This window comes from Streptomyces sp. NPDC001513 (assembly GCF_042894695.1).
In the GTDB taxonomy this organism is placed as follows: domain Bacteria; phylum Actinomycetota; class Actinomycetes; order Streptomycetales; family Streptomycetaceae; genus Streptomyces.
In genome coordinates, this window is record NZ_JBIAVU010000012.1 from 42,173 (window position 1) to 53,920 (window position 11,748).

Annotated in this window: 7 protein-coding genes; 3 read left to right on the forward strand and 4 right to left on the reverse strand. The window is 71.3% G+C overall.

The window, feature by feature from the left end:
* Positions 1 to 135: 135 nt before the first annotated feature.
* The 3 genes from ACFYZ4_RS25975 to ACFYZ4_RS25985 form a co-directional block, all read right to left on the reverse strand.
* Complete coding sequence (locus tag ACFYZ4_RS25975) at positions 136 to 1,920, reverse strand: serine/threonine-protein kinase (protein WP_390784928.1); 1,785 nt, start codon at positions 1,918 to 1,920, stop codon at positions 136 to 138.
* Positions 1,921 to 2,217: 297 nt separating this feature from the next.
* Entirely contained in the window at positions 2,218 to 2,895 is a 678-nt protein-coding gene (locus ACFYZ4_RS25980; RefSeq protein ID WP_390784929.1) for a hypothetical protein, read from the reverse strand.
* Positions 2,896 to 3,007: 112 nt separating this feature from the next.
* Entirely contained in the window at positions 3,008 to 3,313 is a 306-nt protein-coding gene (locus ACFYZ4_RS25985; protein ID WP_390784930.1) for a hypothetical protein, read from the reverse strand.
* A 12-nt stretch (positions 3,314 to 3,325) separates the two neighbouring features.
* On the opposite strand from ACFYZ4_RS25985, the gene ACFYZ4_RS25990 reads away from it, so the two are divergent.
* From ACFYZ4_RS25990 to ACFYZ4_RS26000, 3 genes are all read left to right on the forward strand, one after another.
* Positions 3,326 to 4,165, forward strand: coding sequence for a hypothetical protein (locus tag ACFYZ4_RS25990; protein ID WP_390784931.1), 840 nt, complete (start codon positions 3,326 to 3,328; stop codon positions 4,163 to 4,165).
* A gap of 348 nt (positions 4,166 to 4,513) precedes the next feature.
* Positions 4,514 to 7,180: a LuxR C-terminal-related transcriptional regulator gene (locus tag ACFYZ4_RS25995; protein WP_390784932.1), complete on the forward strand. Its 2,667-nt coding sequence runs from the start codon at positions 4,514 to 4,516 to the stop codon at positions 7,178 to 7,180.
* A gap of 114 nt (positions 7,181 to 7,294) precedes the next feature.
* Positions 7,295 to 7,780, forward strand: a complete 486-nt coding sequence (locus tag ACFYZ4_RS26000) for an NADAR family protein (RefSeq protein WP_390784933.1) — start codon at positions 7,295 to 7,297, stop codon at positions 7,778 to 7,780.
* Here ACFYZ4_RS26000 and ACFYZ4_RS26005 read toward each other — a convergent pair.
* Positions 7,756 to 11,748, reverse strand: coding sequence for a hypothetical protein (locus ACFYZ4_RS26005; protein ID WP_390784934.1), 3,993 nt, complete (start codon positions 11,746 to 11,748; stop codon positions 7,756 to 7,758). The genes ACFYZ4_RS26000 and ACFYZ4_RS26005 overlap by 25 nt on opposite strands.

Consider the following 11,748-nt stretch of genomic DNA (forward strand, 5'->3'; position numbering starts at 1 on the left):
CGACCTCCCTCGACGATGCGACAGGCACTTCCCGTGTCTGAGCGTCCGGCTCGACGAGACCCCAGCCGTCGTCGAGGACGGTGGGCATGGTCTGGTGCTCCCAGGGCTCGGGGGCGGATGAGGAACCGTTTCCCCTCACAGCGGCGTCGGGACGCACTCGGCACGGACGTCCCTGCGCATCGGCAGCATCCCCGAGTCGGCTGACGGAACAACCTGGACGTTCCAGTACGCGTGGTTGCAGTCGGTCTTGAACGTGTTCGTCAGGTCGAACGCATAGGTGGTCCGTCCCGACAGCGTGAACGTCCGGACGGGGCCAGGCTGTGTAGTGGGGCTCCCCGCGTCCACGGAACCGTAGGAGGAGGACCAGATCACGGATATGGTCACCGGTCCCGTGCCATCGGTCACGATGCGGACGGGGGCGACCACCCGGCCATCGGTCGCCGCCGTCATACGGCCGATGCTCATGTGCAGCACGTGCGTCGGAGCCTCCTCCACCGGCGGCTCCACGACGGGCGGCACCACCACGGGCGGCACCAGCGGATCGGCGAAGACCGGAGGGGCCACCACCGGAGGCGCCGGGGGGTCCGTCACCGCCGGAGGCAGCCCCGTCGAGCGGACTGGCGTCGGAGCAACCCTCAGTGCCGGACGGTCCCCGGCCGTCGGCCGGTCAGGGCCCCAGGACGGCCGCGCAAGTGCCGTGGGCGGCGCCGGTTCTGCGACGGGAGGCCGGGTTTCCGGCCCGGGGGACGAGGACGAGGGTGCCGGGGTCTCCGCGACCGGCCGCGGTTCGTCCTCCGGCACATCGTCCTGCCGGGTCTGGTCGGGCAGGGCGGAACCGGCCCCCACCTTCCTGTCACTCGTGCCCTGTGTGGCGAAGACCCCGTACGAAGCCATACCGGCCAGGGCGGCCACCGCCGCCGCGATCCGCGGGCCCCGTCCCATCGCGCTGAAGTGGACGCGCGGCGACCGGCGGTGCCGGGACGTGCCGGGCAGCCGTGTGGTGGCCGCGTCGGACTGTCCGCCCCCGGACTCCCCACCACGGCCGCCGGCCAGGACGAGCGCCGCCACGAGCGCCGCGAGGGCCCGGCGGCCCCGTTCCTCCCAGTCGAGACCGAGGGTCCGGCGGGCGACGGTCTCCAGGGTCGCGAGGAACCGGTCGGCGTCCCGTGGGCGAGCCCAGGGGTCCTTCGCGAGGCCGTTGCGGATGAGGTGCTGGGTGAACCCGGGCGTCTTCTCGTACGGGATCGGCGCGCTCTTGTGCTGTACCGCGAGCTCCAGGACCGTGGGCGCGTTGTAGGGGCGTTCCCCCGTGAGGCACTCGAAGAAGGTGACGGTGGCCGCGTAGACGTCCGCGGGTGCCCCGACGCCTTCTCCGGTCCACTGCTCGGGGGCCATGTAGGCGGGCGTGCCGGCCGCACCGGTTCCCGCACCGGATGGGACTGCGATCCCGAAGTCGATCAGCTTGGACCGGCCCTCGGGGGTGACGATCACGTTCCCCGGCTTGTAGTCCCGGTGCACGACCCCGGTGCGGTGTGCCGCCGACAGGCCGAGCAGGGAGCCCTTGAGGATGAGGAACGCCGATTCCGCTGTCAGCCGCCCCTGCCCCGACAGGACCTCGCGCAGGGACGCGCCCGCCACGAGTTCCATCACGATCGCCGACCCATAGGGGTTCTGGACGTACTGGAACATACGTGCCACGTACGGGCTGTGCAGGTTCTGGAGGAGTACGGCCTCGTCGCGGAAGGAGGCGAGGTGGTGGGGGTCGCTGCGGACCCGGTCACTCAGGTACTTGATGGCGACCTGCTGCCCCGTCTCCAGGTGGACGGCCTTGAGGACCGTTCCGCAGGCCCCCTCTCCCAGGCTCTCCAACGGCTGGAAGCCCGGGATCGACCACGACGTGTTGGTGGGTGAAGGTTGCACGACTATCCCCGTGTACTGGTCGTTCGAATCAACGGCGGCTCTTGCCGGGTGACATGGGTGGAGGCTATGGAGCCGCCGTGCACGGGGGCGAGAGTAGGCGTTGCTCAACTCCGCCGGCCGTTCCGGGAGGCCGCCCGGAAAGCCCCCGTCGGCCACGGAGGCACCCCCGGTGGGTTCCCCTGCCGAGCCTCAAGGGTGTGGCTCGGCAGGGGACCGTTGACGGCCGTTCAGCGGTAGTACCGACGCCTCGGTCTGGTGGACCTCATGACGCCGTGGACCGCGTACGGAACGGCATGGTTACAGCGGGCGTGCGAGAGCGGGGTAGACGTTGTCCTTTCCGATCGTCAAGTCGCTCTGCGGCAAGTTGCTCGCGTAGCAGCTGTAGTTCACGATGCACAGGTTCACGGACCTCGCCATGTGGGAGTGGTAGGGCGATCCGAGTCCGCTGCTGATGTAGGGGATCGAACCCCCCACCGGAGCCCACAGCACGTCGGTTACCAGACCCTGCGGGTAGACCACGCTGGACTTGTCGGTGAAGTAGTCGTGCCGGTTGTACGGGCTGACCGAGATGACCCGCGTCCACTCGGCACCCGCGACGGTGTTGGCCGTGCACCAGGAGAACTTGTGGTGCCAGGTGTAGATGGTGGTGCCCAGGTAGCTGGTGTTCGTCAGCGGGTAGTCGACGGTGAGGCACTTCTGGTCGAAGTACCGAGGCGCACCGAACGCGGCCCGGGTCGTGGGCGGGACGGCCTCGGTGACGACAGGTGTACCCGCCCGCCGGGAAACGGGGACCGTCCTGGCCAACTGCGGGTCGGACTTGATGATCTGAAGGTCGGCGGCCGTCGCGTTCCCGTCGACCGCGTGCCGGATGGCGGCCGAGACCCTCTGAGGAGCGGGCTCCGAGCTCGCGAGGGCCGGCGTTGCCCCCGCTACGGCCGTGGCGAGGAGCCCGCCCGCAACTACTGCGGTCGTCAAGGCACGAGTTCTCATCCAGTCCTCCAGGTGTGCTGCTGCGGCGTGATGCGTCCGAACGGGCGCGCTACGGATGCTCCGCGTTCGCGGTCGCGTGCGCCTGAGCAGAAGTTGCTCATCCTCCGTCCGGCAGGCGGTGCCGGTCGGCGCGAGGCGTGAGCGGGGCACGGCCGCCGTCCGACACCACCTCGGCATCGTCGGGGGTGCGGTGCAGCGCGCTGCCCACGTCGGCCAGCAGGCCGGTCGAAATGAGTGGCCGCCACTCATCGGCCCGGAAGAGCGACAGGTCAGGATGGATCAGCCGTGGCCCGCAGGTCATCACGTTCTCGGCGGAGGGACGCACACGGCAGTGCAGGGCTTCGGGATGGACCGGAGCCCATCTCCGGGGTTCCGGTGCTTCCTGCCCGGGCTGACGCTGCACAAGGAGTCATCATTGGAACTCGGCACGACGCTGGCTACTGACGCCGGACGGCAGGTTGTGACATGTGAGGGCCGGCTCAGTCTCCTGGACGAGCAGGGTGCGGTGGAGTGGACCATCGAGCACCCCCCGTGGGACGGTTCGTCCTGCGCGTTCTCCGAGGACGGCAGTCTCCTCTGGGCGACGATGCCCGGCCTCGACCACCCGTGGCAAACGGACGAGGACGCGGACGAGCAGGAATGCGCTCCCGACGATGACGGCGAGGGTGAAGGGTTCGCCTCCGAGGGCGAACAAGGCGGGACGGACGCCGAGCAGAGCGCACCGGGCCCCCTGCTCGGCGGTGACGAGGTGTGGGTCATCGAGGCCGCCACCGGGCGCGTCCTTGCGACCAGTGCATTCGGCACCTGTGTGGACGCCGCAGCCATGGTGAGGCATCCCGACGGCGTGCACATGGGTCTGGGGACCTACGCTCACGACGGACCGTGCGCGACGTTCTGGGGCAGGTACACCGACGGCCGTCTCCACCTGGCCGCCGACCCCCTGCCCGGACACCTCATGGACGTCAACGCTGCCGGAACGGCCTACCTGACACTCGACATCGACGTCGTCACCACATCAGGGCAGGAGGGGGGCGAGACGCTGGCGATCCGCGCATTCCCCACCCACGATGTGCTCGCCCAACGGGCCGGCAACGGTCACCTCACACCCGGCGAACGGTTCGCCTGGGCCAAGTACCTCGACGACGAGCGAATCCTGGTCGATGTGAACCATGGGGGTTTCCAGTTCCGGCAGATGCTCTACGACGCCCGTGACCTGACGTGCCTGGGCGAAGCCGACGCGGCTGCCGCCCCCTGAGCCACCCCGTCCGCCTGCGGCTCCGCACGAGCCGGTCCGCCGCCACAGCCGGTTCGCGCGGAGATCTGCCCCCACGCTGCGCTTGCGGTACGGGTGACGACGCCCTCAGGCCGGGCACGCACCCTGTGACCTGCCCGGATGACCTGGTTTGAGTGGCCACCACTCATGCGCGGGGCGGGCCGGCCGGTCAGGCTGGTGCCGCCGTCGCCGGTCCGTATGGATCCGACGTCGAACGGCAACGCAAGAGGATCGATCCGGCAGGATCCGCCCCCGTGGCACGGGCCTGCCGGAGGTTCTGGGGAGCCTCCGGCAGGTGCTGGGCGCAACACGAGGGAAACGGGAACCGCCTTGACCGACGACATCACGCACCGGCCGTGGCCACTGGTGGGACGGCGCCCGCAGCTGCTCCTCGCCGAGGAGGTGCTGGCCCGGGGAACCGGACACGGCCTGGTCGTGTTCGGGCCCGCGGGCGTGGGCAAGTCCCGGCTCGCCCGTGAGTGCCTGCGCATCGCCGAAGAGCGCGGCTACGCCGTCGCCCGGGCGCAGGCCACGGCAGCCGCGGCAGCCGTACCCCTGGGCGCCATCTCCCACCTCGTGCCCACACCGCTGCTCCCGGACGATCCGCTCACCGCGGTCCGGCAGACCGCCGACCACCTGCGGAGCCGCGCCTCCCGTACGGGGCTGGTCCTGCTCCTCGACGACCTGCACCTCCTCGACCACACCTCCGTCCTGCTCCTGCGCCAGCTCATGGACACCGACGCGGTCGTGCTGCTGGCCACGGCCCGGACCGGGCACCCCGGTACGGCCGCCGCCGCGGGCTTCGTCGACGATCGCGTGGCACGCACCGACCTGTCGTGCCTCGACCCGCGCGAAACGCGCGAGCTGCTGGTCGCCGTGCTCGGCCACCCGGTCAGCGGCCGCACCGTGCACCATCTGCACACCACCAGCGGCGGCAACCCGCTGTACCTGCGCGAACTGGTGCGCAGTGCACTGGACCGGGGCTCGCTGGTCCACGACGGCGAGCTGTGGGACCTAGTGGAGGCGTTCACCCTCACCTGCCCCCACCTGGAGGAGTTGATCTCCGCCCGGCTCGACCAGGCACCCGCCGGCACCCGGACGGCCCTGGAGCTGCTGGCGCTTCGCGAGCCCGTACCGCTCCGCCTCCTCACCCGGACCGTGCCCGACGGCCGGCTGGACACCCTGGAGGACAGCGGACTCGTCCACGTGGTCCGCGATCACCGCCGGGTCTCGGCGCGGCTGGCACACCCGCTGTACGGAGAGGTGCTGCGGGCCCGGTTGACCGCCCTGCGCCACCGGGACCTCCTGCTCCTGCACGCCGACCTGGTGGAAGGCAGCGGTGCACGCCGCCGGGAGGACCCGCCCGTGGTGGAGACGGACTGGCTGGAGGCCACCGGGGAGATACGCCGGCCCGAGCTGCTCGCGGCGGCGGCCGGACAGGCGGCAGCGCTCGGTGACCACGCCCGGGCCCTGGAACTGATCCGAACCGTGCCACCCGCCATGCGGTCGTTCCCCCTCTGGATGCTGTACGGACGCACGCTCTACGAAGCGGGCGAGTTCACCGAGGCCGAAGAGGTCCTCGGCGGTCTGGTGACACGGGCTCCCGGCCCGCGCGAGCGCGAATGGGCGATCACCGCCAGGGCGCAAAACCTCGTAGCGGGGCTGGGCCGCACCTTCCACGAGGTGTGGCCGGTGGTCGAGGAGGACTGGCCGATGCCCCCGGACGGCACCCTGTCGGCCGGGCTCCTGGCACTGCGCGCCACCACCGCCACCCAGACGTGGAACTACACCGAAGCCGTGGACGCCTGCGCGGCCTTCACCGCGCTCCGCGATGCACAGCAGGAACATGACTCCGGGCCGGCGGCAGTGGACCCGGAGCTGCTGGTGGGGATGGCGGAGGTCATGTCCTCGGTGTTCCTCGGGCGCGGCGCGGCCGCTCGGGGGCGGATGGCCGAGGTCGAGGCGATCGAGATCCCGGAGACGGTGTCGGCGATGTCCCGCGAGACGCTGGAGCTGGCCCGCAGGACGATGCGGGTTCTGATGCTCGCCGAGTGCGGGGACCTGGACGCCGCGCTCGCGACGGGTGCCGAGTATGCCGGCAGTGCGCACGGTGACGTCCGGATGCTCCTGATCACGCGCGGCCGGGCGGCACTCCTCGCGGGCGACCTGGTACAGGCACGGCAGTTGTTCGCCGAGGTCGTCAGGGCCTCGCGCCGGCACGTCGCCTACATGCTGCCGGAGGCACTGAGTCTGCTGGCCGCCACGGCGGCCCAGCTCGGTGACATGAGCGCGGCCCGGCGGGCCCTGACCGAACGCGACCGGCTGGGTCTGCCGGAGTCCATGACGGAACTCCGGCTGGGGCCGGCGTGGCTGCTGGCGGCCGAAGGGCGGCTCGGCGAAGCCAGGGAGCTGCTGCTCGGAGCAGCGGAGGACTCGCGCAAGGCGGGGTGCCTGCAACCGGAGTCGATCCTGCTGACCGACGTCGTCCGGCTGGACGGCGCTGCCTTGGCCGTCGACCGTCTGACGGAACTTGCGGCCACCTGCTCCGGAGCGTTCTACCGGGCCCGGGCGAGGTTCGCCCGGGCCGCCGCGGACCACGACGCGGACGGGCTCGAGGAAGCGGCCTGCGCACTCGCGGACGTCGGCGCCCGGCTCGTCGCCGCGGAGGCACTGACCATGGCCGCCTCGCTCCACCATCACGAGGGGCGCGGCCGAAAGGCCCAGGCATGCACGCGTCTGGCAGAACCGCTCCTGGCGCGCTGTGTCGGAGCCCGCACCCCGGCACTGCGCACCCGAAGCCACCTCGCGGCCTTCCTCACCCCCCGCGAGACCGAAATCGCACTGATCGCCGTGGAGGGACTGCGCAGTCGCGAGATCGCGGCACAGCTGCACCTGTCGATCCGAACCGTGGAGAACCACCTGCTGCGCGTCTACAACAAACTGGGCATCAACGGACGGGCCGAACTGGCCGAGGCACTGGGCGGCGTGCGTGTGTGAATCCCCGGAGGCTTCGTGCCCGGCTGCCATGGCGCCGGGCACGAAGAAAACCGATTGTGGGGGCCGGGGCGTGTCTGACACGGTGCGGGTTTCCGAAACACCCGTGAGGTTGCCATGACGATTTACTTCTACGGCGCCGACGAAGTCCCTTATGGATGCTTCTCGAACTTCTCCGATCACGGCTTCGACCTCGACGGGGTCTGGTGGCCGACCTCGGAGCACTACTTCCAGGCGCAGAAGTTCAAGGGCACACGTCACGCGGATCTCATCCGGCGCGCTCGCACCCCGCTGCGGGCAGCGGAGCTGGGCCGTGACGCGTCCACGCCTCTGCGCAGGGACTGGGAGCGGGTCAAGGACGACGCGATGCGCCGTGCGGTGGAGACCAAGTTCCGCGCGCATGCCGATATCCGTGCCATTCTGCTGTCCACCCATGACGAGGAGATCGTCGAGGACACCACCACCGATCACTACTGGGGTCGGGGAAGGACCGGGAACGGCAAGAACATGCTCGGGCGGATCCTGGTGCGCACCCGGAGCCGGCTGCACGCTGAACTCGCCGAAGAAGGGGAACGCCCCTACAGGGGAAGGAAGTCCAGATAGACGACCCGCTCGTGTCCGTCAAGGTGGGTTTCGGTCTCCATCAGCCGCAGTCGCATCGGGGCGTCACCGAAGCGGCCCGTCGGAACCGGCACGGTGCCGCTCCAGGTGGTGCCGGCCGCCGGGCCGGTGGCGGTGAGCGTGACGGCGGAGGGGCTGATGTCCATCCAGCGCAGGTGGGGGTCGGGGACCGTGGGGGCGGCCTGTTCGACCACCGCACGGATGGTGGGCCGGGAGGTGTCCCGTGAGGTACGGGTGTAGGCGGGGCCGGTGACGGTGACGGTGAGCGTGTTGCCGCTGCGGGTCACGCCGGCCGTCCGCTCCGGGGCAAGTTGTGCCATGGGGGCCTGGACGACCTTGGACACCGAACAGTTGTCCAAGGAGTCCGGCTGGTACCGCACCAGTGCCAGGCGCAGGAAGGGAAACCAGGAAGCGGGCGGCAGCCCTGTGGACGTGCGCAGTTCGATATCGCAAAACCACAGGTCACGGCTCTGGTCGAAAGACACCGGGTGGCCTGCGACCGATACGGCCACGTCCCGGTGCTCGGGCAGGGTCACCGCCGGGGCGGCGGCGGTCGCCCGCGGGAAGGAGCCCAGCCGAGGCCAGGGTGTGACCACCGTGGAGACCACCGACGGGTCCGCCCCGAAAGCGGTGACGAAGTTGCGCAGGCCCTCGGGGGGTTCGTTGCTCCCCGCCGCCACCACGACGCCGAGCCGTTCACCGGGGCCGGAGCTCCACCAGGGCCGTTCCAGGTAGACGCGGACGGCGTTGCCGCGCCGCCGGCTCCGGCCCGTCGCGGGCCGGTCCCAGTGGAAGAGCGGGACGACCTGCCGTATGACGGGTGGGGCAGGACGCGCCGCGCTGAGGATGTTGCGGGTCTCCGGCTCGGACGTCTGGTGGATGCCGGGTGCGACCAGGCTGACGGTGAGTTCGGTGTCGTCCCTCAGGCTGCCGTTCGCGGTCCGGGTGAGCAGCCGGGCGGCGGGGTCGTAGACGTAGTCACCGGTGGCCGTCGCGGGGTCGGTGCTGCCGGGCGGCGCCGCTGACAGCGTCCGGCCGCCGCCGGTCTCCCAGAGCTTCAGTGTCGAGGCCTCACAGGGCGGAAGGGTTGCCTTGCCCTTGGCGAGCCGTACGGCGGTCTCCTCCCGGAAGTGCTCGACGTAACGACTGGTGGCGAGGGCGGTGTACGTGACGACGCGGTGCCGGGTGTCGTCGAAGTCGTGCGTGGCGTCGACGGTGATCGAGTCCGGGCCGGGGTCGGGATCGGGGTTGCGGGTGACGCGTGCGGCAAGCGGTGTCGCCTTGAAGATCCTGGGAGTCACGGGGTCGGGGGTACCGGGCCCGTTGTCCACGGGCTGCTCCCAGGAAGCCAGGACGTCGAGGTTTCCGGTGGTGCGGCGGTCGAGCAGGACGGCGCCGCCCAGGCGGACGGCCGTCGCGCCCGGCGGACGGTCCGGTGCCGTCAGATTCTTCACGTTGGGCTGCTGCAACGGAGTCCGGACCGCATGAACGGCGGTGACGCGGTGGGCGGGACTCAGCATGGGGTGACGGCCGTCGGTGGCCGCTTCCCGCAAGGAGTTCAGGGAGATGCGCCGGCTGCTGGGAGCGGAGGAGTTCCAGGCGGTGACCCAGTCCTCGATCCATTGCCAGACACCCAGGACGGCGAGATCGTCGGAGTCGAAGCGGGACGACAGCTGGAGCACGTACTCGTGCCCCGGGGCCAGCCGTATCTCGAGCTCGCGGCCGCTCCACGTCCATGCGGAGGTGTTCGCGGTGCGGGCCACCTTCAGCCGGAAGGACTGCGCTTCGGGCCAGGTGGTGACGGCCGGGGCTCTCAGGGTCGTGGTGGTGCCGGGCAGGCCGCGCACCAGGAATTCCCTGACCAGCGGATCGGGCAGGTAGGGCACGGGCAGGCTGTCGGTGTCGAAGTACCAGGAGTCCTCATGGGGTGCGGCTTCCCGCCGGGCGGCCGGCAGGTCTTCCAGCCGGGCGGCGTCACGCGCGGCGAGGGTGGCGTACAGATCCGGCCGCAGGGGGCGGCCGGCGGCGTCGCTGTCGAGCAGGCCGTGCTGCTCGGCAAGCGCCTGCGCGGCGCGTGCCGGTACGACGTGACGTTGGGACGGCTGAGCCTTCGTGTCGGTGCCGTTCTCGCTGCGGATGACCACCCGTCGTGCGGACTCTCCCGGTGTGTGCGGGGCGCGTGCGAGGACCTCCGGCCCGGGAACCGGCTCAAAGCGCCGATGCACCACGGTTGGGGTCTGCAACTCCGCCTCGTTGGCGAAGAGTTCACCCTCGGTGAAGTCGGCACTGTCGCCGCCGAGGTCCACGGCGCGGGCCCGGAACCGGTAGCCGTGTCCGAAGCGCAGCCGGGCCAGGCTCCCCCCGGGTACCGAGAAGCGCGTGGTGACGGGGAAGTCGGGGTCCTCCGCCGCGCCGTTCGCGGCCATGCTGCCGTCCCTCTGCAGGGCTCGGCCCACCCGGCCCACCGCCAGGCTCCAGCCGTTCCACCGCATCAGTGACTCGCCGAGGTACAGATCGGTGTCCTCGGCGACGCCCGAGGTGGTGGGCGCCATGGAGACCTGGCCCTCCTCGGTGACGGCGACGGATCGCCCGTCACGGTGGAAGACGTACTCGCCCTCGCGGGCCGTCAACGATCGCCACGTGGTGCCGGTCATGTCGCGCACGTCCCAGCGTTCTCCGCGCACCAGGTCCTCAGCGAACAGGTCGAGGACCGCGGACCGCGGCACGCCCTGAGCGTCGTACGCAACGGAGTTGGCCTCGGTGGCGCGGCCGAGGGCGTCGGACAGCGCGGCCGCCCGGCCGAGCCGGGCCACCGAGAGTCCCGCGGACCGCAGGGCGGGCAGGGCGAACCGGTCGGCGCCGGCGTAGCTGCGCTTGTCCCGCGGGCCGCCCGTCACCATGCGGGAGCGGGTGACGGTGTCGGCGAACTGCCGGGACAGCAGGGCGCCGCCGTCCGGGTCCACCGGCACGACCAGGAAACGCCCCTGATGACCCACCCGCAGCATGCCGTGCGCGGTGTCGCTCGTCCCGTCGTCCCGCGGCGCCGCCTCGAAGCGGTTCCCGCCGATCTGGCAGCGCGTGCGGGGCAGTACGTCGACCGGGGACCTGCCGGGCGGCAGCTTCGGCGACCAGGTGACCTCCAGCGACGCCCACGTCCTGCGGCCGGCGCCGGTCAGCAGGGCGACGGTGGCGGGGTCGGTCACCTCGAACTCCAGCACCAGGCCCAGCAGTCGCTGCAACTGCCGGTACTCGCGGGTGCCGGCCACCGCCTGGTGGAAGTCCAGGTGCTGCCGCGGCTGGGCTGCCAGTGCACCCGTCCCCGGCTTCCGGTTCCGCTGGTGGAAGCGGTCCATCTGCAGGAACGCCCTGGCGAGCCCGTCGGCGGAGCCCGCCTCCGCCGGGTTGAAGCGGATGGCCCGGCCGGACCGCAGGCTGGTCTCCAGCCCCTCCGTGATCTCTCGATGACGCCCGTACCCGCTCTTGCCGGGGCTGCCGACGGTCACCTCCTCGAAGCCGATGGCCCCGAACCCGGACTCGGCCACGAGCTCGTCGTAGGACGGGTGGGCGTCCACCGCCGTGGCGCCGAACCGTCCCCAGCGGTCGGTCAGGAAGGACAGCACGTGACCGACGGGGTAGGAGCGGACGAGCCGACGGCTGTGATCGGTGAAGGAGTGCCCGAGGACGGTGGTCGCCGGGGCGAAGAGCGCCGCCCAGCGGGCGCTGTCCGGCGTGGACACGAGTCTGGCGGGCGTGGCTCCCGTCTCCGGGAAGCGCAGGCGGAAGCTCGCGCCCGCGAGGGTGGCCGGCCAGTCGGTCCAGTCGGGGAAGTCGCGCAGGGTGCCGTTCTTGCCGTCGGTGCGCAGCCGGGGCGCGACGTGAACGGTGAACCTGACGCGCCGGGAGTCGCCGCCGCGGGGCAGCACGGTCCACATGATGCTCTGTTCGGGCAT